A 23,659-nucleotide genomic window follows, 5' to 3' on the forward strand; every position below is an offset into this window, starting at 1 on the left:
CCCACATTTGAATGTATTCACAAATCAAAATGTGGGAGCGGGCTTGCTCGCGAAGAGGCCATCAGCGCCTATGCAAAAGCCTGCTCCAAAGCCACACCCGCCCCAGTCAGCCCGGAATACGGCGCCGTCACCAGCCACACCGGAATACCTTTGAAGTAGTCGCTCATGCAGCCTTTATCCGCAAAGCTTTTGGCGAAACCGCTGTTGATAAAGAAGTCGGCAAACCTCGGTATCACCCCACCCACGATGTACACGCCACCGCGCCCACCGGTGGTCAAGACGTTATTGCCCGCCACCCGGCCCAGCCAGATGCTGAACTGGTCCAAAACTTCCATGGCCACCGGGTCACCGGCCAGGCCCGCCGCCGTGATGGCTTCGGGGGTGTCCAGCACCGGCTCATGCCCATCCACCGCACAAATCGCCCGGTACAGCCGTGGCAAGCCGCCACCGCTCAACGCGGTTTCGGCGCTGACATGCCCGATCTCGCTGTAGATGTGTTGCCACAATTGGGTTTCCCGTGGGCTGCTCAGGGGCAGGTCGACATGCCCACCCTCCCCCGGCAAAGCTGCCCAGCGGCCTGCGCCGAGGTCCAGCAAGGTGCCGACGCCAAGGCCGGTGCCCGGGCCGATCACCACGGCCGGGCGCAAGGGTTCCGGCGTGCCTTCGCAGACCACGCGAAATTCGTCGGGCTTGAGCCGGGTCATGCCCAGGGCCATGGCCGAGAAATCGTTGACCAGCAACAGTTCATCCACCTGCAGGGCCTGGCAAAACGCGGTTTTGCTCAGGCGCCAGTGGTTGTTGGTGAACTTGAATTCATCGCCGCTCACCGGCCCGGCCACCGACAGGCACACCGCACCGATGTCGCCGATTTGCAGGCCCTCTTCTTTGAGGTAGAGCTTGATCGCCTCTTCAGGGCTGCCGTGATCCGCCGTGGCATGCACGCGGATCGAATGCAGTTCCTGATCCCGCCATAACGCAAAACGGGCGTTAGTCCCCCCGATGTCACCGACCAGCGCAAGCTTCACTTAAGCGTCTCCAAGGCAGAGGTAAAGGCGCTGGCGCCCTGCTCTGCGGAGCTTGCGGCCAAGCGCATGAATGCAAACAGCTCGCGACCGGCTCCCACGTTATTGCCCAACAGGCCCGTGGCAGGCGTGCGCGCTGCAAATACTTCGGCGTCCACCTTAAGCTCCAGGGTGCCGGTAACGCCATCCACACGGATGATATCGCCATCCTGGACCCGCGCCAGCGGCCCGCCGCTCTGGGCTTCGGGGTTGACGTGGATCGCGGCAGGGATCTTACCCGACGCGCCGGACATTCGCCCATCTGTCACCAGTGCCACTTTGAAACCACGGTCCTGCAACACGCCCAGGAACGGGGTCATCTTATGCAATTCGGGCATGCCATTGGAGCGCGGCCCCTGGAAGCGCATTACCGCGACGAAGTCTTTTTCCAACAGGCCGGCCTTGAAGGCATCGGCCAGGTCCTGCTGGTCCTGGAACACCACCGCCGGCGCTTCGACCACCTGATGCTCCGGCGCTACTGCCGAAACCTTCATCACGCCACGGCCAAGGTTGCCTTCCATTACGCGCAAGCCGCCTTCCGGCGAGAACGCACGGGCCACCGGGCGCAGGATGGTTTCGTCGAGGCTTTCGATCGGGCCGTCGCGCCAGACCAGTTCGCCGTCGACCAGGAAAGGTTCCTGGATATAGCGGCTCAGGCCCTTGCCGGCCACGGTGTTGACGTCTTCGTGGAGCAAGCCGGCTTCCAGCAGTTCGCGGATCAGGAACGACATACCGCCCGCCGCCTGGAAGTGGTTGATGTCAGCTTTGCCGTTTGGATACACGTGGGACAGGGTCGGCACCACCTCGGAGAGGTCGGCCATGTCCTGCCAGGTCAGGATGATGCCTGCCGACATGGCGATGGCCGGCATGTGCAGGGTGTGGTTGGTGGAGCCGCCGGTGGCATTGAGCGCAACGATGGAGTTGACGATGGACTTCTCGTCGACAATCTCGCCAATCGGCGTGAAGTTGCCATTGGCCTTGGTCAAGCGCGTGACCTGGTGCGCGGCTTCGCGGGTCAACGCATCGCGCAGCGGCGTGTACGGGTTGACGAACGAAGCGCCGGGCAAGTGCAGGCCCATGACTTCCATCAGCAACTGGTTGGTGTTGGCGGTGCCGTAGAAGGTGCAGGTGCCGGGGCTGTGGTAGGACTTCATCTCCGATTCCAGCAGTTCTTCGCGGCTGGCCTTGCCTTCGGCGTAGCGCTGACGCACATCAGCCTTCTGCTTGTTGGAGATACCCGACGGCATCGGCCCGCCCGGCACGAAGATCATCGGCAGGTGGCCGTAGCGCAGCGCACCCATCATCAGGCCAGGGACGATCTTGTCGCAGATGCCCAGCATCAGCGCGGCGTCGAACATGTTGTGGGACAGCGCTACCGCCGTGGACATGGCGATGACTTCACGGCTGAGCAGGCTCAGCTCCATGCCCGGCTCGCCCTGGGTCACGCCGTCGCACATGGCGGGGGTGCCGCCGGCGAACTGGCCGACCGAGCCGACTTCGCGCAGGGCCTTTTTGATTTGTTCGGGGAAATGCTCGTAGGGCTGATGCGCCGAGAGCATGTCGTTATAAGAAGAAACAATTGCCACGTTGGCGGCATTCATCATGCGCAGGCTGTTTTTGTCTTCGGTGCCGCAACCGGCCACGCCGTGGGCGAAGTTGGCGCATTGCAGCTTGCCGCGCATCGGACCGTCGCTGGCTGCGCCGCGAATGAGCGCAAGGTAAGCCTCGCGGGTGGCGCGGCTGCGGGCGATAAGCCGTTCGGTGACCTCAAGAACGCGGGGATGCATGTATAGAACTCCAGGCTAACGGATGTGGCGACCTGAGAGTCTATGCTGATCAAACGCCCACGGCTCATGGGATGGCAGGGGGTCGTTTGGATCATCGGACCAGTTGATTCAGGTCACTCGTTGTAGATTGAACAAAATATTGCCACTAAAAAGGCTTGTTTTCTATTTTTATGCGAATAATCTTGTAATTCTTACAACAAATCGACGACAGGCACTTTCCGATGACTCTTCGAATCGCAATCAATGGTTTTGGCCGTATCGGCCGTAATGTCCTGCGCGCACTGTATACCCAAGGCTATCGCCAGGATTTGCAGATCGTCGCCATCAACGATTTGGGCGACAGCTCGATCAATGCCCACCTGCTCAAGTACGACACCGTACACGGCACTTTCGACGCAGAGGTCGCCCACGATCAGGAAAGCCTGACCGTCAATGGTGACCGGATTGCCGTGAGTGCCATTCGCAACCCCGCCGACCTGCCGTGGGCTGCGCACAAGATTGACGTGGTGTTCGAATGCACCGGCCTGTTCACCGACCGTGACAAGGCTGCCGCCCATATTAGCGCCGGCGCGCGCAAGGTGATCATCTCCGCCCCGGCCAAAGGCGCGGACGCCACGGTGGTCTACGGGGTAAACCATGACATTTTGCGTCAATCCCACCAGATCATTTCCAACGCATCGTGCACCACCAACTGCCTGGCGCCGGTGGCCCAGGTGCTGCATCGCGAGCTAGGCATCGAAAGCGGGCTGATGACCACCATCCACGCCTACACCAACGACCAGAACCTCACCGACGTGTACCACACCGACCCGTACCGCGCGCGCTCGGCCACCCAGAACATGATCCCGAGCAAGACCGGCGCCGCTGAAGCAGTGGGCTTGGTGCTGCCGGAACTGGCAGGCAAGCTGACCGGCATGGCGGTGCGTGTACCGGTGATTAACGTGTCCCTGGTGGACCTCACCGTGCAGCTGAAAAAAGAAGCCACGGCCGATGAGGTCAACGCCTTGCTAAAACACGCCAGCCAGCATTCGAAGATCCTCGGCTACAACACCCTGCCGCTGGTTTCCAGCGACTTCAACCATAACCCGCTGTCGTCGATCTTCGACGCCAATCACACCAAGGTCAGCGGCAAATTGCTCAAAGTGCTGGCGTGGTATGACAACGAGTGGGGCTTCTCCAACCGTATGCTGGATAACTGCCTGGCGCTGTGTAACGCCGAATAAGCCCCTCTTGAGGGAGCCGGGCGCGTGTGGGAGCGGGCTTGCTCGCGAATGCGGTGGCTCAGTTGGCCTATTCGTTGACTGACACACCGCTTTCGCGAGCAAGCCCGCTCCCACACGGGTTTAGTGCATCTCCTTGCACCTGCGCTGGCCCAGCGAAATAGCCACTTGCCATTTCAGTTGATGATAAGCATTATCATTCACTGCAAATCGGTCTGGTATCACTGTGAGCCAATCTCGCTTCAACCACGTCTTCCTCACCCAACGGGTGATCCTGCTACGAACTCTGCAACGGATGGTGCATAACCACAGCACTGCCGAGGACCTGTTGCAGGAAACCTACCTGCGCGTGACTCGGGCCCTGAGCGAGCGGCCAATCGACCACCTTGAACCTTTTGTCTACCAGACAGCCCGTAACCTGGCGCTGGATCATTTGCGCTCGCGCAGGATCCAGGCGCGTACCCTGCAGGAGGATGTCCCGCTGGATGTCCTGCAAAGCGTCGCCGCGCCGGCCAGCACGCCGGAAGAAGCCACCCAGGCCGAGCAACTGCTGGAGCACCTGAGTGTGAGCCTCGGCCAGTTGAGCGCCCGCCAGCAGCGGATTTTCATCCTCAGCCGCCTACACGGTTGCAGCTATCAGGAGATTGCCGATCAGTTGGGTGTGTCCTTGAGCACAGTGCAAAAGGAACTCAAATTGATCATGGCCATCTGTGTGGGTGTGGCCGAACGGCTGGATCAGCCTTAAGCTTCACCCGACAGAGGTGTCGATCCAAGCTGTAGGAAAAATGAATAGAACGTGGCGAAGACCCGAGGAACACCGTGACGGACCCGAATAAACTGCGCCCCCATGCGTTGGCTCATGAGGTGTTGCAAGACGCGGCCATGGACCAAGCCCTCGATTGGCTGATCGCCTTGCAGTGCCCGCAACCTGGGCAGCAGGCCGCGTTCGACGCCTGGCTGGCCCAGGACCCGGCCCATGTCCACGCCTTCAGCAAGGCCCAGGCCGCCTGGGGTGACGCACCGGTACACAGCGCCGCCGTGGCCCTCGCCGCACCGCGCAAGCCCAGCGGTTGGCGCCGGATCAAACCGCACTGGAAACCCCTGGCCACCGCCGCCGTGTTGCTGGTCGGCCTGTTCAGTTTCAGCAACCTGCCGGTGCGCTTGCAGGCCGACCATCTGACGGTGGTGGGCGAGCGCCAGCGCCTGCAGCTGGACGATGGCTCCAAGGTGCTGCTGAACACCAACTCGGCCTTTTCCAGCAGCATCAAGGACCATCAGCGCATTGCCCGCCTGTACCAGGGCGAAGCGTTCTTTGAGATAGCACCCACCCGTGGCCTGCCCCTGGAGATCGACGCCGGCCCGGTGCGCGCCAGCGTGCGTGACACCGCCTTTGCCGTGCGCTACCTCAATGGCGAAGCCCAGGTCCAGGTGCAGCGCGGCGATGTCGACCTGAGCAACACGTTCGACGATGCCCGTGTGCGCCTGAGCGCCGGTGAAAGCATCCGCATCGGCCCCAAGGGTTTCGGCCAACCGGCCAAGCTCGATGCCAGCAAAGACCTGGCCTGGGTGCAGGGCCGGTTGGTGTTCGAAAATTGCCCGCTGAGCGAAGTACTGGCTGAACTGCGCCGCTATTACCCAGGCTGGATCGTCAACAACAACGAGCAACTGGCCAGCGTCGCCGTCACCGGCAACTACCGCCTGGACCAACCCCTGGACGTGGTGCGCTCCCTGGCTCACATCACCTCGGCCAAGCTGTCGGAATACCCGGCGCTGGTGATCCTGAACTAAATGAGAATTATTTTTACTCGATGTTAACCGGCGATACGTCTCGTTATAGCCAATGCAACAGATTCCTATTTGGTTCGGTTCGCAACTATAAGATTCGTATCCCGGAGCGCTCTCGATGTCCTCTCGTTTCAACCGCCGGTCTGCTTCGCCCGTTTTGTCCTTGCTGACCGCCGCGATCCTGCTGGCTGGCGCGCCCGTCATGAGCGCCACCGCCGCCGAACCTGCCGCTCGCAGCCACGCCAATTACACCTTCAGCATTGAACAGCAGCCACTGGTGTCGGCGCTTAATGCCTTTACCGCCGTGACCGGCTGGCAAGTCGGCCTGCCGGCCGAACTGGGCCAGGGCGTTTCGTCCCCGGGCGTGCGCGGCCCGCTGCCAGCGGAAAAAGCCCTCGAGCGGCTGTTGGTGGGGACCAACCTGAGCTATCGCAAACTGGGCAGCAACAATATCGTGTTGGAAAAACGTAGCGCCGGCAGCGCCCTCGCCCTGCAACAGGTGACCATCAGCGCCACCCGTAACGAACAGGATGTGAACAGCGTACCGAGCACCGTCAGCGTGCATGATCGCGAAGAGCTGGACCGCCAGAACGTCAACAACATCCGTGAACTGGTGCGCTACGAACCCGGCGTCTCCGTCGGCGGCGCCGGTACCCGCTCGGGTAACGCCGGCTACAACATTCGCGGTATCGACGGCGACCGCGTCCTCACCCAGGTGGATGGCGTCGAAGTGCCCGACAACTTCTTCAACGGCCCCTACGCCAAGACCCGCCGCAACTACGTCGACCCGGAAATCGTCAAACGCGTGGAGATCCTGCGCGGCCCGGCCTCGGCCCTGTACGGCAGCAGTGCCATCGGCGGCGCGGTGAGTTATTTCACCCTCGACCCGGACGACATCATCAAGCCAGGCCAGGACGTCGGCGCCCGCCTGAAGACCGGCTACAGCTCCGCCGACGAGAGCTGGCTGACCTCCGGCACCTTCGCCGGGCGTGTGCAGGACTTCGACGGCTTGCTGCACCTGAGCCAGCGCAACGGCCATGAAACCGAGTCCTACGACGGCAATAACGCCACCGGCCTGGCCCGTACCGGCGCCAACCCGGAAGATGCGCGCACCACCAACGTGCTGGCCAAGCTGGGCTGGAACTATGGCGATGACAACCGTTTGGGCCTGACCTACGAGAAGTTCAAGGATGACCGCGACGTCAATCTGAAAAACGCAGTGGGCGGCCCGTTCATCGGTGGCCGGGGCATGAACCTGTACCGCGACCGTCGCGGTAACGACACCATCACCCGTGAGCGCTTCGGCCTGGAAAACACCTTCGCCCTGGAGTCGCCGATTGCCGACCGCATCAAGACCAGCCTCAACTACCAGATCGCCAAGACCGACCAGACCACCGCCGAAATCTACCAGGCCGGCCGTCGCGTGCTGCGCACCCGCGACACGCTTTACGAAGAAAAACAGTGGGTCTTCGACGCTCAGTTAGACAAGGCTTTCAGCCTGGGTGAGACCGACCACCAAGTCACCTACGGCACCACCCTCAAGCAGCAGAAAGTCACCGGTTCCCGCGAAGGCTCGGCCTCGTGCCTGGCCATTGGCGCCGGCTGCACCGCCATCGGCGGGCCCAGCCCGTCAGCCGGCGACAGCGTGAAGAAGGCCAGCGACTTCCCCGACCCGACCATCAACACCTACTCACTGTTCGCCCAGGACCAGATCACCTGGGACAAATGGACCTTCCTGCCCGCCGTGCGTTATGACTACACCCGGCTCAAGCCCAAGCTGACCCAGGAGTTCCTCAACACCGTCAACCCGACCGGCGAGTATGCCGTCGACGGCAAAGACAAAACCTGGAACCGCGTCACGCCCAAGTTCGGCCTCACCTACGCCCTGACCGACAACTACACCTGGTTCGGCCAATACGCCGAGGGCTTCCGCACGCCGTCCGCCAAGGCCCTGTACGGTCGCTTCGAAAACCTCAACATCGGTTACACCGTCGAACCCAACCCCGACCTCAAGCCGGAAACCAGCAAAGGCATCGAAACCGGGATTCGCGGCAAGTTCGACGAAGGCTCCTTCGATATTGCGGTGTACTACAACAAGTACCGTGACTTTATCGACGAAGACAACGCCGTGGTCGGCGGCACCGTGGAGCAGTTCCAGGCGGTCAACATCAAGCGCGCCACCATCAAGGGCGTGGAAGCCAAGGGCCGCCTGAACCTGGATACCTTCGGCGCGCCGAAGGGCCTGTATACCCAGGGCTCGGTTGCCTACACCTACGGTCGCAACGACGACAATGGCGAACCGCTGAACAGCGTCAACCCGCTCAAAGGCGTGTTTGGCCTGGGCTACGACCAGGACAACTACGGTGGCCTGCTGAGCTGGACCGTGGTGAAGAAACAGGACCGCGTCGACAGCACGACCTTCCACGCGCCTGACGGCGGCACCGATGGCCCGTTCAAAACCCCGGGCTTCGGCATCCTCGACCTGACCGCTTACTACAAGGTGAGCAAAGACGTGACCGTCAACGGTGGCCTCTACAACCTCACCGACAAGAAGTACTGGAACTGGGATGACGTGCGCAGCTATGACAGCGTCGGCGAAGCCGGTGTCACCGGCCCGGCCAACCTCGACCGCCTGACCCAGCCCGGTCGCAACTTCGCGATCAACGTGATCTGGGACATCTGACCCATGCGCCCCACCTCGCCGCCCATGCATCTGCGGCGAGGTGAGGATTTTTTACTGTGCCGCGTCTTCTTGTTCGTCTAGTTGATAACAGCTCTCTTTAAGGGCACCCAGGCGCTTCTCTTCTCAAGGACTTTTTTCATGACCGCTTCTTCCACCGCAGAACGCCCAAGCCTGCGCTCCCAACGCCTGAACCAAATCACCAACGAGCCGCACACCAAGCTCGACGCATTGGTGAAGGCTCACGCGCCGTTCGAAACCCAGGCCAACTTCGCCCGCTTCGTCGTGGCCCAGTACCTGTTCCAATCGGAACTGGTGGCCCTGTACAACGATGCCGAGCTGAACCAGATCATCCCTGACCTGGCCGCCCGCTGCCGCGCCGAAGCGGCCAAGCTCGACCTGGCAGACCTGGACACCGAAATCCCGGCCCCGGTTGCCGGCGCGGTGAACAACCCCAGCAAAGCTGAAGCTTTGGGCTGGCTGTTCGTCTCCGAAGGCTCCAAGCTGGGCGCGGCGTTCCTGATCAAGCGCGCCGTGGGCCTGGGCCTGAGTGAAACCTTCGGTGCGCGCCACCTGGGCGAGCCGGCCGGCGGTCGCGCCGAGGGCTGGAAGAGCTTCACCCGCACCCTCGACGGCCTGACATTCAGCGCCGAGGAAGAAGCTGCGGTGGAAAAAGGCGCGATTGATGCGTTTGTGCGCTTCACCGTGTTGCTGGAACAGGCGTACGCTAGCGCCCCAGAACTGGCGTAACCCTGGATTGAAATGCAATCAAATGTGGGAGCGGGCTTGCTCGCGAATGCAGTAGTTCAGCCAATAGATCAGGCGACTGATACACCGCATTCGCGAGCAAGCCCGCTCCCACATTTAGCCCTCATTTCAAATTGATTTTCTGCGATCTCCCTACCCATGACCGGCAAACCCCAATCCTCCTCCAAAATCGCCCAAGTCCTCTTTGGCCTGCTGGCCTACGTCAGCCTGGGGATCGGCTTGGTGGCGATTGTGATACCGGGGTTGCCCACCACCGAATTCATCCTGCTCGCCGCCTGGGCCGCCACCAAAAGCTCGCCGCGCCTCAGCGCCTGGCTAGAAAACCACCGCCTGTTCGGGCCGATCCTGTCCAACTGGCGCAATGGCAAGATCATCGCCCGTCGCGCCAAGGTCAGCGCCACGGTGAGCATGTTGCTGTGCGCCGTGTTGATGCTGGTGATGCTCGATCACGGCTGGCCGGTGTACCTGGCGATTGCCGGGATGAGCCTGGGCAACCTGTGGATCTGGTCCCGCCCCGAACAGCTGGCACGTCCCGTCTAAGGCGGCCTGTAGGCGTTTTCCTACCGCTCATCGCCTCTTCCTCATGAATTGATTTGTGACGCCGATGTTTCAGGCATGACGCCGAAGGGACTTGGCGCGTTTGCGTGCATTCCAACAAGTCCATTCGTGAGTGAACCTATGTTCGACACCCTCTCCATCCGCTTGAAAATCGTGTTGCTGTCCGGCCTGTGTCTGCTGGGTGTGATTGCACTGGTGGTCGGCATCAATATCTACAACACCAACCAGAACGATCGACTGGTCAGCGATTCAAGCTCACGAATGCTCACCGCCAGCGTGGAGCAACTGCTGCAATCCAAAGCGGCCGAACAGGCCACGCAACTGCAGAAGACCTTCGGCGAAAACCTGCTGGTAATCACCGCCCTTGCCGACCAGATCAAAGACCTGCGTCAGTTGGGCACCCAGCGTTCCCTGGAAGCTGGAGCCCTGCGTGAAGAACTCAACCGCAGCGTCAAAACCGCGTTCGAGCGCAACACCAAGGTGCTGGGCATCTGGTTGTCGTTCGAACCCAACGGGCTGGATGGCAAGGACAGCGAATTCATCGACGACAAGGCGCGCGTCTCCAATGAAAAAGGCCGGTTTTCCAGCTATTGGAGCCGGGCTGGCGGCGAAGGCCAGAACACCATCATGGTCGAAGATGACCTGACCAAGACCACCCTCAACCTTAGCGGTACGCCCTACAACATCTGGTACACCTGCCCACGGGACACGCGCAGCACTTGCCTGCTGGACCCGTACGAAGACACGGTGGCCGGCAAACCGGTACTGATGACCACCATTTCCCTGCCGCTGATCGTCGACGGCAAAGTCATCGGCGTGGTCGGCGTGGACATCGCCCTCACCGCCCTGCAAGCGACCACCGATGCGGCGCAAAAAGACCTGTTCAACGGTGCCGCCCACCTGGAGATTCTGTCCAGCACCGGCCTGATCGCCGCCTACAGTGGTGAGCCGGCCAAAGTCGGTAAGAACCTGATCGACAGCATTGGCGCTGAAGGCAAAGAGATCGTGCAACTGCTGGCCAATGACCGCCCGGTTATCCGTGAACAGGACGACACCATTCGTGCCGTGTACCCGCTCAAGCCGATTGCCGGTGCCAAATCCTGGGGCGTGGTGATCAAGCTGCCCAAAGCGGTAATGCTGGCCGACAACGAAAAACTGCAAGCCGTACTCGACGAGGCCCAGGCAACGGGCACGCTCAAAGCCCTGCTGGTGGCCGCCGCCGCCGGCCTGCTGGGCTTGCTGCTGATCTGGCTGACCGCTACTGGCGTGACCCGCCCTATCAATAGCGTGGCCGCCATGCTCAAGGACATCGCCAGCGGTGACGGCGACCTCACCCAGCGCCTGGCCTACGCCAAGAAGGACGAATTGGGCGAGTTGGTGAACTGGTTCAACCGCTTCCTCGACAAGCTGCAGCCGACCATTGCGCAGATCAAGCAAAGCATCACCGAAGCCCGCGGGACGGCCGATCAATCGTCCGCTATTGCGCGCCAGACCAGCGAAGGCATGCAGGTGCAGTTCCGTGAAATCGACCAGGTCGCTACCGCGTCGAACGAAATGAGCGCCACCGCCCACGACGTGGCCAACAGCGCCTCCAATGCCGCCAGCGCGGCACGCGGCGCCGACCAGTCGGCACGCGAAGGCATGTCGATCATCGAGCAGAGCACCCGTGATATCACCACTCTGGCCGACGAAGTCAGCAAAGCCGTGGGCGAAGTCGAAGCCCTGGCGGTCAACAGCGAGCAAATCGGTTCAGTGTTGGAGGTGATCCGCAGCATTGCCGAACAGACCAACCTGCTGGCGTTGAACGCAGCGATTGAAGCGGCACGCGCCGGCGAAAGCGGGCGTGGTTTTGCGGTGGTGGCCGACGAAGTGCGCAACCTGGCCAAGCGCACCCAGGACTCGGTAGAAGAAATCCGCCTGGTGATCGAGCGTATCCAGAGCGGCACCCGTGGCGTAGTGGCGACCATGCACTCCAGCCAACACCAGGCGCAGAGCAATGCCGGGCAGATCCATCAAGCCGTGCAAGCCCTGGGCAAGATCAGCGACGCGGTCACGGTGATCAGCGACATGAACCTGCAAATCGCCAGCGCGGCCGAACAGCAGAGCGCGGTGGCCGAAGAGGTCAACCGCAACGTCTCGGCGATTCGTACTGTGACTGAAACCCTCACCGGCCAGGCTACCGAGTCAGCGGCGATCAGCAGCCAGCTCAATGCCCTGGCCAGCCAGCAAATGAAGTTGATGGATCAGTTCAGGGTCTGATTCGGTCCTGAAAATACTAAACACCTGGGTGGGAGCCGGGCTTGCCCGCGATGCAGACAACTCGGTGTGTCTGTGAAACCGAGTCGATGCCATCGCAGGCAAGCCAGCTCCCACATAAAGCAGGAGGGTGGTGAATTACCGGCCGGGCCAGGCCTGGACGAACGGCGTCAAGTCTTCCTTCGGCGCCGTGCGCGGTGGGTTCTGCGGCGTGCCCAGGTACAGAAAGCCAATCACTTCTTCATTCGCCGCCAGCCCCAGGCCTTTGGCAACGTGAGCCGAGTAGGACAATTCGCCGGTACGCCACACCGCGCCAATACCCTGGGCATACGCCGCCAGCAGAATGCCGTGGGCCGCACAGGCGGCGGCCAGCAATTGCTCGGACTTGGGCACTTTGAAATGCTCTTGCAAGCGTGCAATCACCACCACCACCAGCGGCGCACGCAGCGGGCCGTTCTGGGCTTTATCGATGGCGGCTTGCGGTGCGTCGGCGTCCTGCAGGCGGGCGGCTTCGGCCAACAGCGTGCCCATCTGTTCACGCGCTGCACCTTCCACGGTAAGGAAACGCCACGGGCGCAGTTGGCCGTGATCGGGCGCGCGCATGGCGGCGGCGAACAGCAGGTCGCGCTGCTCTTGGGTCGGTGCCGGGTCGAGCAAACGCGGCACGGAAACACGGTTGAGCAAAGCGTCGAGAGCCTGCATTGGCCACCTCCATAGAAAAATGTGCGGTCATTCTAACGGGAAAGAATCGGGATGCCACCAAACGATAATTGCTCTTATTCAATCTGCCCTGCCCTGTTAGACTTTGCGCCTTAATTTTCTGCCCTCGTCCAGGAATCTCGATGTTCCGTGCGCTTTTATACCTGCCAGCAGCGTTGATGGCTTTAAGCCTGACTGCGTGCGATGACGCCCCTCGCTTCACCAAAGCAGAGCCGGGTGAATCGCGGGCCGGTGGCGCGGCGACGGTAAACAAGCGCGACCAGAACGCCTTTTCCCTGCCCTCGGCCAACCTGGCGCCCACGCGGCGCCTGGACTTCAGCGTCGGCAACAGTTTCTTTCGCAACCCGTGGGTGATTGCGCCCTCCACCACCACGGCGCGCGATGGCCTGGGCCCGCTGTTCAATACCAACGCCTGCCAGAACTGCCATATCAAGGATGGCCGTGGCCACCCGCCACTGCCCGACGCGCCCAATGCCGTGTCGATGCTGGTGCGCCTGTCCATCCATCCCTCTATTGCAGAGCAGCCAGCCTACGCCAAGCTCATCGAACAGATCGGCGTGGTGCCCGAGCCCGTCTACGGCGGGCAACTCCAGGACATGGCCGTGCCCGGCGTCGCGCCGGAAGGCAAGGTGCGGGTTGACTACACACCGGTCAACGTCAGGTTCAAGGACGGCACGCTGGTCGAGTTGCGCAAGCCCGACCTGCAAATCACCCAACTGGGCTACGGCCCGATGCACCCCGACACACGCTTCTCGGCGCGTATCGCCCCGCCGATGATCGGCCTGGGCCTGCTCGAAGCGATCAGCGATGCCGATATCCTGCGCAACACTAACCCCAAGACCGCCGACGAAGACGCCATCGTGGGCCGCGCCAATTGGGTCTGGGATGACGCCCAGAACAAAACTGTCCTCGGGCGTTTTGGCTGGAAAGCCGGACAGCCCAACCTCAATCAACAAAACGTTCACGCATTTTCTGGTGATATGGGCCTCACCACGTCCCTGAGACCCTTCGATGACTGCACCGACGCCCAAGTGGCCTGCAAACAGGCGCCCAACGGCAATGGCCCGCAGGGTGAACCGGAAGTCAGCGATAACATCCTGCGCCTGGTGCTGTTCTACACCCGCAACCTCGCGGTGCCCGCACGTCGGGACGTTGATACGCCGCAAGTGCTGGCCGGCAAGAACCTGTTCTACCAGGCCGGTTGCCAAGGCTGTCACAAGCCCAGCTTCACCACCGCAGCCAATGCCGCCGAACCAGAACTGGCCAACCAGATGATTCGCCCTTACAGCGACCTGCTGCTGCACGATATGGGCGAAGGCCTGGCCGACAACCGTAGCGAATTCAAAGCCACTGGCCGCGACTGGCGCACTCCGCCGCTGTGGGGCATCGGCCTGACGCAAACCGTGAGTGGCCACACCCAGTTCCTGCATGACGGCCGCGCCCGCAACCTGCTTGAAGCCGTGCTGTGGCATGGCGGTGAAGCCCAAGCGGCGCAGCAACATGTGTTGTCGTTCAATGCCGAGCAGCGTGCCGCGTTGCTGGCGTTCCTGAATTCTTTATAAGCTTTGCCCCACTTACAGAAGGGAGCTCGACATGTTTCGTCCCAAGTTGTTGTTCACCAGCCTCGCCGCCCTGGCCTTGGGCGCTTGCTCGCCCCAAGACCCGCAAGCGGTGACCTCGGCGGCCATCGCCAAGCAAGTGATCCTGCCAACCTACAGCCGCTGGGTTGAGGCCGACCGTCAACTGGCAGTCAGCGCCCTGGCCTACTGCCAAGGCAAGGAAAGCCTGGACACCGCCCGCGCCGACTTCCTGCACGCACAAAAAGCCTGGGCCGAGTTGCAACCGCTGTTGATCGGCCCTTTGGCCGAAGGCAACCGAGCGTGGCAGGTGCAATTCTGGCCAGACAAGAAGAACCTGGTAGGCCGTCAGGTCGAGCAACTGGTCAACGCCCAGCCGCAGATCGACGCCGCGGCCCTGGCGAAATCCAGCGTGGTGGTGCAAGGCCTGTCCGCCTACGAATACATTCTCTACGACGCCAAGCCCGACGTCGCCGACGCCGCCCAGAAAGCGCGCTATTGCCCGCTGCTGATGGCGATCGGTGAACGCCAGAAAGTCCTTGCCGAAGAGATCCTGGCGAGTTGGAACAGCACCGACGGCATGCTCGCGCAGATGACCAAGTTTCCGAACCAGCGCTACGCTGATTCTCACGAAGCCATCGCCGACCTGCTGCGCGTGCAAGTGACCGCCCTGGACACCCTGAAGAAAAAACTCGGCACCCCAATGGGCCGCCAGACCAAGGGCATCCCGCAACCGTTCCAGGCCGATGCCTGGCGCAGCCAGTCGTCCCTGCAGAGCCTGGAAGCCAGCCTCGCCGCGGCTCAGACCGTGTGGGTGGGCGTCGATAACAAAGGCCTGCGTGGCCTGCTGCCGGCGGACCAGAAGCCCCTGGCCGAGAAAATCGACGCCGCCTACGCAGCGTCGCTGAAACTGTTCGCCAGCAACCAGCGCACCCTCAACGAACTGTTGAACGACGACGCCGGGCGCCAGCAACTCAACGACATCTACGACAGCCTCAACGTAGTCCACCGCCTGCATGAAGGTGAACTGGCCAAGGCGCTGGGCGTCCAACTGGGCTTTAACGCCAACGACGGTGACTGATGATGCTCAGGCGACAGGCTTTGGCGGTGGGCAGCGTGCTGCTCAGCGCTATCACCTTGGGTGGCTGGACGCTGTTCAAGCACAAAGACAAAGGCCCGCTGCTGCTGTCGGCGCGCGATGATGCCGACGGCAAGCACTACGCTGTCGGCTATCGCCTGGACGGCAAGCCGGTATTTGCCACCCAGGTCGGCCAGCGCTGCCATGACATCATCAACCACCCGACCTTGCCGATTGCACTGTTCGTCGCCCGTCGCCCAGGCACCGAGAGCTACCTGATCGACCTGCGCGACGGCAGACTGCTGCAAACCATCACCTCGAACGCCAACCGCCATTTCTATGGGCATGCGGTGATCCACAAGAGCGGCGACTGGCTGTACGCCACCGAGAACGACACCTCCGACCCCGGCCGTGGCCTGTTGGGTGTGTATAAGTTCGAAGGTGAGCGGCTGGTGCACAGCGGCGAGATATCCACTCACGGCATCGGCCCGCATCAAGTCTCGTGGATGCCCGACGGCGAGACGCTGATCGTGGCCAACGGCGGCATTCGCACCGAAGCCGAAAGCCGGGTAGAGATGAACCTTAATGCCATGGAGCCGAGCCTGGTGCTGATGCGCCGCGACGGCAGCCTGATCAGCAAGGAAACCCTGGCCCAGCAGATGAACAGCGTGCGGCACATGGGCATTGCCAGCGATGGCACCATCCTCACCGGGCAGCAGTTCATGGGCCCGTCCCAGGAGCGTTCCGAGTTGCTGGCGATCAAGCGCCCGGGGCAGCCGTTCGTGGCGTTCCCGGTGGCCGATGAGCAGTTGCAGGCGATGGGGCATTACACCGCCAGCGTGGCGGTGCACAGCGAACTGCGCCTGGTGGCGTTGACGGCACCGCGGGGCAACCGCTTTTTTATCTGGGACATGGACACCGCCGAACTGCGCCTGGATGGGCCCTTGCCGGACTGTGCGGGGGTGGGCGCGGTGGCGGATGGGTTTGTGGTGACATCCGGCCAGGGGCGTTGCCGCTTCTATGACTGCCGCCAGGAAAAGCTACTGGCAACACCACTGGAATTACCGGCGGGGTTCTGGGATAACCACCTGCACCTGGTCTGAAATTACCCTTCTGTAGGAGCGAGCTTGCTCGCGAAGATCGCCAACGATAACGCGACCATCCTGAATGAACGTGTCGTCTGTGGGCTTTTCGCGAGCAAGCTCGCTCCTACAACAGTTGAGGTGCCAGACACAAAAAAGGGCCTTGCATCGCAAGGCCCTTTTGGGGTCAATCGTTTCAACTTTGCGGCCTCATCGCTTGAGACATACCGAACATGAATAACAGCAATTCATGGTCGGGCTTGGCCGCCACACTCGTCTTGGCAATGCGTGGCAGCAGGCATTGCCCGCCACCGTCTACCGCACTCAACACTTGTGTACGAGGTTGTTCCCATACCGCCAGGGCCAGGGCTGCAACACCCAATGCCCCGACCAGAAACAAACCTCGTGCTATTTCTAGCTTCATCTGGTTAAACCCTTGATAGCGCTGCCAAACGCCGTCTCGTAAAAGTAGCTGAGTTTTTTCCAGTCGGTATCATTCCACGACGAATGGCGGCGCAATTGCAGCATGTCGTGGGACGCGGCCCGATAAGCGGTCAGACGCTGGCGGCATTTCTCAAAGTCCAGCAGGGCCACTTCCACTGTCGCCGCATCAGGCTCACCGGTCACCCGCACGAAAATGTGCTTGATATACAGGCAACCGTGTTGCCAGCGGCCTTTGTGCATACGGGCCAAGGTGCCGGCCAACTCTTGCAGCAGACGCTCGTGGACCGCCTCGCCATACTGTTGGCGGCCACCGGCGGCGTACCAGTTTTCAATCTCGTCGAAACCGTCCAGGGATGCGGTCACCAACAGGGCTTTCCATTGGTGCTCCGGGTCGCGACGTGCTTCGCAAAACACCAGTTCCGGCACACGCACATCCAGCAAACGCAGGCCTTTGAGGGCATCACGCTCACGCAGCACGGTCGGACGCCCAAAGGGGTGCAGCCAGCTGCGGTAAATGTGGCCGGTCTGGCGCTTGCAATAGAGCAAGCGCCCGTTAGGGCTGATCACCCGCTGCACGCCACTTTCACCACCCCGGCGACGGTTGGGTTCTTCCACCCATTCACCTTGCTGACGCCAGAAAAAATCAAATCGTTCTTCGGGAGCTACATGACTGCCTACTACGCACTCAACTGCCATCCTGTTACCTCTTGCGCAATACATACACTCGCCACATGGCGTAGAGCGGTATGAAGTCCAGGGATTCCTGAACACGGAAACCGGCCTGCTCGAATTCTGCCTCGACAGTAGCAGCCGGTAACACAAACCGGTTTTGGTAACCTTCCTGCTCACCTTTTTTGCGACGACGCACTTCGCTGCGCTTGCGCTTCCAGGCCTTGAAATTGCCGTCCACCCACAGCGAAATAATCACGCTGTCGCGGGTAACACGTTGAAACTCGCGCAGTATTGTCAGCCTGTGCTCCGGCTCACCAATGTGGTGCATCAAGCGCATGCAGAAAATACTGTCGACGGAATTATCTGGCAAATCGATATCAAAGGCAGATGTCTGCAAAGGGCGTACCCGTTTCACCACCTCTGCCGGTTGGGCAGCGGTGGCGATCTTCAACATCGACGCCGAATTGTCAGCTCCGATAATCACACGGTTGGGTTTTTCGGCCAGTAACGGCCAGAAGCGTCCAGCGCCACACGGCAGGTCCAACACCAGGCCCGGCTCACCGGCCATGGCCAATGCGCCGCGCGCCAACTGCTCGTCGCGTTTGTGGGACAACCGGCGAGCCAGATTGTCCTGATGCTTGAGCAAATATTTCTGCGCGTGTTGATCGTCGTACTTGTCAGAAAATTCCAGCTTGATCGGGGAAGGCATCTTACGTCTCCAGTAACTGATGCCTACGACCTTAAGCAGCGAACTGTGATCAACAGGTCAACTCGTTGTGAAAATCTTGTCCTGTCCAACTGCATACATTTCAAGACTTTACAGAAACATTCAGTAGCACCGGGCCATCTTCGCCGAAAAGCAGGCAGTCTGCATCAGCAAAACGACAGACTGAAGGGTCAGGTTTTGACTGGGTTGAGCTCCACATGAAAACGGCAGCCATTGGGCTCCATGGTGCTCAGGCTTACGCTCCAGCCCTGGCTTTCGCAGATCCGTTGCACCAGCGACAGGCCAAGGCCAAGGCCCTCGCCACGTTTCTCGCTACCGCGCACGAACGGCTCGAACATCGCTTCGCGCTTCTCTTCGGGGATGCCAACACCGGAGTCCTCCACCACGAAGCCACTGGGCTCCAGCGTCAGGCGGATAAACCCGTGTTCGGTGTAATGCAGGGCATTGCGCAGCAAGTTGCCCATCACCGCATGCAAGAAGGTAGTGTTGTAGCGGGTGTCCAGGGGGTTGCCCGGCAGGTAGATCAACGCCAGGCCTTTTTTCTCGATGGGCTCGCGCCAGATACCGAGCAGGTCTTCGGCCACCTGGGTGAGGTTGCCCTGGGGCGAACTGGCAGCGTCGTCGTGTTTGGCGCGGGCCAACATCAAGAAGGTCTGCACCAGCTCGCGCATTTCTTCACAGGCACGGGCAATGCGCTCGACCTGGTTGCGACCTCGTTGATCGATGGCTGGGTTTTCGCGCAGCAGTTCGCAGGAACTGGCCAGGACCATCAAGGGCGTGCGCAACTCATGGCTCACATCGCTGGTAAACAGCTGCTCGCGCGACAACGCCTGGCGCAAGCGGCCGAGGGTGGCGTCGAACGCCACCGCCAGCTCGCCCACTTCATCAGCGGCGTAATCCGGCGCCAGGGGCGGAGCCAGGCCTAACAGTTGGTCACGATGACGGACCTGACGGGCCAGGCGTACCACCGGCGCCATCACCTTGCGGGCCAGCACCCAGCCGAGGAACGCCGCCAGCGCCAGGCTGAGCACGAAGCCCACCAGCACCACCGCAAACAGCACGCGCTCACGCTCTTCGAAATCGCTCTGGTCTTGCAACAACACATAACGCCGACCATCGACCACTTCAACCATGGCGTGGTACGACAGCGCCTCGCGAAACACCTCATGGAACCCCGGGTCCAGATGGCGCAGGTCCTTGGGTAGTTCAAAATCGCCACGCCCGCCGCTGAAATAAAACAGCTGGTCCGGCTCCGGCCGGTGGCTCCAGTCTTCGACGCTGTCCATCAGCAACAGGCGCTGCAGGTCACCGCCCAAGCCCGCCGAGATCAACTTCTCCTCCACCAGGTGTACCGTCGCGATGATGCCGATGGCGAAGGCCCCCGCCACCAACGCACTCATCAAGGCGAAGGCGATGATGATGCGTTGGGCAAGGCTTTGCTTAAACTCCATCACGACCCTCGGCCAGGCGATAACCCACACCGTGCACCGTTTGAAGCAATGGCTTGGCGAAGGGTTTGTCGATCACTTGGCGCAATTGGTGAACATGGCTGCGCAGGCTGTCGCTGTCCGGGCAGTCGTCGCCCCACAGGGCTTCTTCGAGAACTTCCCGGCGCAGCACGTGCGGGCTTTTTTGCATCAGCACGGCGAGCAGTTTCAGGCCCACGGGGTTGAGCTTGAGCAGGCGCCCTTCGCGGGTGACTTCCAGCGTATCGAGGTCGTAGTTCAGGTCACCCACTTGCAGGGCACGACGCCCGCCGCCTTGGGCACGGCGCAACACCGCTTCGATACGCGCGGCCAGTTCCGACAAGGCGAACGGCTTGAGCAGGTAATCATCGGCGCCGGACTTGAAGCCCTGCAGCCGGTCATCCAGTTGGTCGCGCGCGGTGAGCATGATCACCGGCGTATCACGGCGCGCGTCTTCACGCAGGCGTTTGCACAAGGTGTAGCCATCGATGCCGGGCAGCATGATGTCGAGCACGATCAGGTCGTAATGCTCGGTGGCTGCCAGGTGCAGGCCCGACAAACCGTCCTGCGCACAGTCCACTGTGTAGCCTTTGAGCCCCAGGTAATCGGCCAGGTTGGCGAGGATATCGCGGTTGTCTTCAACCAATAGAATTCGCATGGGCAGTGTCTCCGTACGCGGTAACGGCCGTGTTGGCTCGCGCAGCTTAAGGCCAAGCGAGGCTCAGGGATAGAGCGCAGAGCCCCGCCGATAAAGGTTTTCAACTGTTTGTAGAACCGAACAAGTTTTTCACTATAGCTTCACAAACTGACTACAGCCTCAGGAAGAAGATCGCCCCCCATTGATCTAAGGAACATAGACATGGGGTTTATCAAAACTGCACCAATGCGCTACCTGCTGTTGATTACCGGTACTTGGTTACTGGTTTTCCTGCTTACCCGCAGTGTGCTGCTCATCACTCACCTGGATGAAGTCGGTGGCAACCTGTTGCCGGTGTTTGGCGTGGGTTTGCTCTACGACTTGGGTTTCCTGGCCTATGCAGCCTTGCCGCTTGGCCTGTATCTGCTGCTCTGCCCGCCTGCCTTGTGGCGCCGCCGTGGCCATCGCTGGTTCCTGCAAGCGGTGCTGACCGTCAGCCTGTTCGCCATGCTGTTCACCTCGGTGGCCGAATGGCTGTTCTGGGATGAGTTTGGCGTGCGCTTCAACTTTATCGCCGTCGATTACCTGGTGTACTCCGATGAGGTACTGAACAACCTGCTGGAGTCTTACCCGATCGGCAAGCTGCTGAGCCTGCTGGCGATGCTGGCACTGATTCTGAGCGTGGCTCTGCGCAAACCCTTCAATGCCGCGATGGCGGCGCCATTGCCTCCACTGCGTGGCCGTGTGATCAACGCCCTGGGCCTGTTGGTGCTCGCCGGCCTCAGCCTGCAACTGGTCAGCCAGGACAGCCCGCGCACCCAAGGCGGCAATGCGTACAACAACGAATTGGCCAGCAATGGCCCCTATCAGTTCTTTGCCGCGTTCCGTAACAACGAACTGGACTACACCCAGTTTTACAAAAGCCTGCCGACCGACGTCGTCGCCAAGCAGTTGCGCGCCGAACTGAGTGAACCCAACGCCCGCTTTATCGACCAGGACCCGCTGGATATTCGCCGTGCCATCACCAACCCCGGCACACTGCGCAAACCCAACATCGTACTGGTGACCATCGAGAGCTTCAGCGCCAAGTACATGGGCAGCAATGGCGATGCGCGCAACCTCACGCCCAATCTGGATGCGTTGCGCCAACAGAGCCTGTACTTCAATAACTTCTACGCCACCGGTACGCGCACCGACCGTGGCCTGGAAGCCATTACCCTGGCAATCCCGCCGACGCCGGGGCGTTCGATCGTCAAGCGCATCGGCCGCGAAAGCGGGTTCGCCAGCCTGGGTCAACAGCTCTCGGCCATCGGTTATGACAGCGTGTTTGTCTACGGCGGGCGCGGTTACTTCGACAACATGAACGCGTTCTTCAGCGGCAACGGTTATCGGGTCGTGGACCAGAGCAGCGTGCCAGAGTCGGAGATCTCGTTCAAAAACGCCTGGGGCATGGCCGACGAAGACCTGTTCAAACAGACCTTGAAACTGGCCGACGCCGATTACGCCAAGCAACAGCCGTTCTTGCTGCAACTGATGACCACCTCCAACCATCGCCCCTACACCTACCCGGACGGGCGTATCGACATCAAGTCCGGCAAGGGCCGCGACGGCGCGGTGAAATACACTGACTACGCCATCGGCCAGTTCCTCGAAGCTGCACGCCAGAAGCCCTGGTTCGATAATACGATCTTCGTGTTCGTCGCCGACCACACCGCCGGCAGCGCAGGCAAGGAAGACTTGCCGATCACCAACTACCAGATTCCGCTGTTTATCTACGCGCCCAAGCTGATCGACGCACGGGAATCCGCTCAACTGTCCAGCCAGATCGACCTGGCGCCGACCTTGCTGGGCCTGCTCAACCTGAGCTACGAATCGACATTCTTTGGCCGCAACCTGCTGCAAGACAACCCACTGCCTCCACGGGTGGTGGTGGGCAATTACCAGCACCTGGGTCTGTTTGATGGCAAGGACCTGGCAATCCTCAGCCCGCGCCAAGGTTTGCGTCGCCACGACCAGGCCCTGGGCGAGAGCCAGGAGCTGCGCGTCGGTAGCGATGACCCCTTGATCCAACGGGCGATCACCTACTACCAGGCCGCCAGTTACGACTACAAACAGCAACTGCTGAGCTGGAAAGCGCCCAAGGAAGAGGCTCCAGTCTTAAGCAAACGCTAATCAAAAAGCCCCGTGCAGGTAGCACGGGGCATTTCACCAAGGTTCGTGATGAAATCCCCTTCTTCTTTACCGGTTTCCAAACCGCTTAATTTTTGGCTGTGCCTGGGCCTGCCTGCCAGCGCTGCAGTGGCCTTGCTGTTGCTGGAACTGACGTCCCTGGACATGGACTTGGCCAGGCATTTCTACAGCGCAGAGGCGGGCGGCTTCATTGGCCGCTATAGCTTCTTTCTTGAAGACATCCTGCATGACCGTGCCAAGCAACTGGTGATCCTGTTTTCGGTACTGGCGATTCTCGGCCTGGTCGGCAGCTTCATCCTGCAGCGGCTCAAACCGTACCGCCGTGAACTGGTGTGCCTGGTGCTATCGCTGGGCATGGCGACGGCGTTCGTGTCGCCATTGAAAACCATCACCGCCGTGCAATGCCCCTGGAGTCTCAAGGAGTTCGGCGGCCAGGAAACCTACAGCGAACTGCTCAGCCCGCGCCCGCCTACCGATAAACCCGGCCGCTGCTGGCCCGGCGGGCATGCCGCCACCGGGTTTGCCTTGTTCGCCTGGTTCTTCGCCCTGCGGGATCGACGGCCACGACTGGCGCGCTACGCGTTCATCTTTGCTGTCAGCCTGGGCAGCGTGTTCTCCGTCAGCCGTATGCTGCAAGGGGCGCACTTTTTTTCCCACAACGTGTGGACAGCGATCTTTTGCTGGCTGATCTGCCTGGGGCTGTACTGCTTGTTGCTGTACCGGCCTGCACGGCAACGGTCATAGCTTTCTGTAGGAGCGAGCTTGCTCGCGAAAAGCTTCAACGATAACGCGTGCTTGCTGAATGAACGCGGCGCCTTTGAGTTTTTCGCGAGCAAGCTCGCTCCTACAAAAAAGCCATTAGGGCTGCCTGCGAAAGCCAACGGTAACCACGATGCGAAGCGAGTCGCTCTTGCTCTTGATCTGCTTTTGATCTTGATCTTAAGCGCCCCG

At 61.1% G+C, this 23,659-nt stretch carries 20 protein-coding genes and 2 pseudogenes; 14 read left to right on the forward strand and 8 right to left on the reverse strand.

Annotated features, from left to right (window positions below; translation table 11 throughout):
• Window positions 1-68: 68 nt before the first annotated feature.
• Both A7K61_RS24185 and edd read right to left on the reverse strand, forming a co-directional pair.
• Window positions 69-1,025 (reverse strand): glucokinase, encoded by a 957-nt coding sequence (locus tag A7K61_RS24185; protein WP_044270924.1) that lies wholly within the window; start codon window positions 1,023-1,025, stop codon window positions 69-71.
• A complete protein-coding gene (edd, locus tag A7K61_RS24190; protein ID WP_014719752.1) occupies window positions 1,022-2,848 on the reverse strand; it encodes a phosphogluconate dehydratase in 1,827 nt (608 codons plus the stop codon). Before edd ends, A7K61_RS24185 begins: the two co-directional genes overlap by 4 nt.
• A gap of 221 nt (window positions 2,849-3,069) precedes the next feature.
• Between edd and gap the strand changes: the two genes are divergently transcribed.
• From gap to A7K61_RS34300, 8 genes and pseudogenes are all read left to right on the forward strand, one after another.
• Window positions 3,070-4,071 (forward strand): type I glyceraldehyde-3-phosphate dehydrogenase, encoded by a 1,002-nt coding sequence (gap, locus tag A7K61_RS24195; RefSeq protein ID WP_003193921.1) that lies wholly within the window; start codon window positions 3,070-3,072, stop codon window positions 4,069-4,071.
• Window positions 4,072-4,294: 223 nt separating this feature from the next.
• Window positions 4,295-4,813 (forward strand): RNA polymerase sigma factor, encoded by a 519-nt coding sequence (locus tag A7K61_RS24200; protein ID WP_003193922.1) that lies wholly within the window; start codon window positions 4,295-4,297, stop codon window positions 4,811-4,813.
• A gap of 74 nt (window positions 4,814-4,887) precedes the next feature.
• Window positions 4,888-5,856, forward strand: coding sequence for a FecR domain-containing protein (locus A7K61_RS24205; RefSeq protein WP_069558518.1), 969 nt, complete (start codon window positions 4,888-4,890; stop codon window positions 5,854-5,856).
• Between the two features lie 115 nt (window positions 5,857-5,971).
• Window positions 5,972-8,536 (forward strand): TonB-dependent receptor, encoded by a 2,565-nt coding sequence (locus tag A7K61_RS24210; protein WP_069558519.1) that lies wholly within the window; start codon window positions 5,972-5,974, stop codon window positions 8,534-8,536.
• A gap of 138 nt (window positions 8,537-8,674) precedes the next feature.
• Window positions 8,675-9,283: a biliverdin-producing heme oxygenase gene (locus A7K61_RS24215; protein ID WP_047711689.1), complete on the forward strand. Its 609-nt coding sequence runs from the start codon at window positions 8,675-8,677 to the stop codon at window positions 9,281-9,283.
• 156 nt (window positions 9,284-9,439) lie between these two features.
• Entirely contained in the window at window positions 9,440-9,841 is a 402-nt protein-coding gene (locus A7K61_RS24220) for a YbaN family protein (protein ID WP_014719757.1), read from the forward strand.
• A gap of 279 nt (window positions 9,842-10,120) precedes the next feature.
• Window positions 10,121-11,260, forward strand: a pseudogene (locus A7K61_RS34295) (HAMP domain-containing protein); the annotation flags it as partial.
• Between the two features lie 102 nt (window positions 11,261-11,362).
• Window positions 11,363-12,118: a methyl-accepting chemotaxis protein gene (locus A7K61_RS34300; protein ID WP_370706227.1), complete on the forward strand. Its 756-nt coding sequence runs from the start codon at window positions 11,363-11,365 to the stop codon at window positions 12,116-12,118.
• 135 nt (window positions 12,119-12,253) lie between these two features.
• On the opposite strand, the gene A7K61_RS24230 is transcribed toward A7K61_RS34300, so the two are convergent.
• Window positions 12,254-12,817, reverse strand: a complete 564-nt coding sequence (locus A7K61_RS24230; RefSeq protein WP_003193928.1) for an NAD(P)H nitroreductase — start codon at window positions 12,815-12,817, stop codon at window positions 12,254-12,256.
• Window positions 12,818-12,957: 140 nt separating this feature from the next.
• Between A7K61_RS24230 and A7K61_RS24235 the strand changes: the two genes are divergently transcribed.
• The 3 genes from A7K61_RS24235 to A7K61_RS24245 are packed head-to-tail and all read left to right on the forward strand — an operon-like array spanning window position 12,958 to window position 16,593.
• A complete protein-coding gene (locus tag A7K61_RS24235) occupies window positions 12,958-14,397 on the forward strand; it encodes a di-heme oxidoredictase family protein (protein ID WP_069558521.1) in 1,440 nt (479 codons plus the stop codon).
• A gap of 31 nt (window positions 14,398-14,428) precedes the next feature.
• Window positions 14,429-15,493: an imelysin family protein gene (locus A7K61_RS24240; protein ID WP_069558522.1), complete on the forward strand. Its 1,065-nt coding sequence runs from the start codon at window positions 14,429-14,431 to the stop codon at window positions 15,491-15,493.
• 2 nt (window positions 15,494-15,495) lie between these two features.
• Window positions 15,496-16,593 (forward strand): DUF1513 domain-containing protein, encoded by a 1,098-nt coding sequence (locus A7K61_RS24245; protein WP_032902721.1) that lies wholly within the window; start codon window positions 15,496-15,498, stop codon window positions 16,591-16,593.
• 175 nt (window positions 16,594-16,768) lie between these two features.
• On the opposite strand, the gene A7K61_RS24250 is transcribed toward A7K61_RS24245, so the two are convergent.
• The 5 genes from A7K61_RS24250 to colR all read right to left on the reverse strand — a co-directional run bounded on the left by A7K61_RS24250 (window position 16,769) and on the right by colR (window position 20,539).
• Window positions 16,769-16,996: a hypothetical protein gene (locus tag A7K61_RS24250; protein WP_003193932.1), complete on the reverse strand. Its 228-nt coding sequence runs from the start codon at window positions 16,994-16,996 to the stop codon at window positions 16,769-16,771.
• Window positions 16,993-17,712, reverse strand: a complete 720-nt coding sequence (locus A7K61_RS24255) for a lipopolysaccharide kinase InaA family protein (RefSeq protein WP_003193933.1) — start codon at window positions 17,710-17,712, stop codon at window positions 16,993-16,995. Before A7K61_RS24255 ends, A7K61_RS24250 begins: the two co-directional genes overlap by 4 nt.
• A gap of 4 nt (window positions 17,713-17,716) precedes the next feature.
• Window positions 17,717-18,397 (reverse strand): class I SAM-dependent methyltransferase, encoded by a 681-nt coding sequence (locus tag A7K61_RS24260; protein WP_003193934.1) that lies wholly within the window; start codon window positions 18,395-18,397, stop codon window positions 17,717-17,719.
• Window positions 18,398-18,585: 188 nt separating this feature from the next.
• Window positions 18,586-19,866, reverse strand: a complete 1,281-nt coding sequence (locus A7K61_RS24265) for a HAMP domain-containing sensor histidine kinase (RefSeq protein WP_069558523.1) — start codon at window positions 19,864-19,866, stop codon at window positions 18,586-18,588.
• On the reverse strand, window positions 19,856-20,539 hold the full coding sequence (colR, locus tag A7K61_RS24270; protein ID WP_003193936.1) for a two-component system response regulator ColR: 684 nt from the start codon (window positions 20,537-20,539) through the stop codon (window positions 19,856-19,858). Before colR ends, A7K61_RS24265 begins: the two co-directional genes overlap by 11 nt.
• A 201-nt stretch (window positions 20,540-20,740) precedes the next feature.
• On the opposite strand from colR, the gene A7K61_RS24275 reads away from it, so the two are divergent.
• The 3 genes and pseudogenes from A7K61_RS24275 to A7K61_RS33350 form a co-directional block, all read left to right on the forward strand.
• Entirely contained in the window at window positions 20,741-22,690 is a 1,950-nt protein-coding gene (locus tag A7K61_RS24275; RefSeq protein ID WP_069558524.1) for an LTA synthase family protein, read from the forward strand.
• Window positions 22,691-22,738: 48 nt separating this feature from the next.
• On the forward strand, window positions 22,739-23,452 hold the full coding sequence (locus A7K61_RS24280) for a phosphatase PAP2 family protein (protein ID WP_034134540.1): 714 nt from the start codon (window positions 22,739-22,741) through the stop codon (window positions 23,450-23,452).
• 18 nt (window positions 23,453-23,470) lie between these two features.
• Window positions 23,471-23,659, forward strand: a pseudogene (locus A7K61_RS33350) (hypothetical protein); the annotation flags it as partial.

The organism is Pseudomonas sp. AP42 (assembly GCF_001728935.1).
Taxonomy (GTDB): domain Bacteria; phylum Pseudomonadota; class Gammaproteobacteria; order Pseudomonadales; family Pseudomonadaceae; genus Aquipseudomonas; species Aquipseudomonas lactis.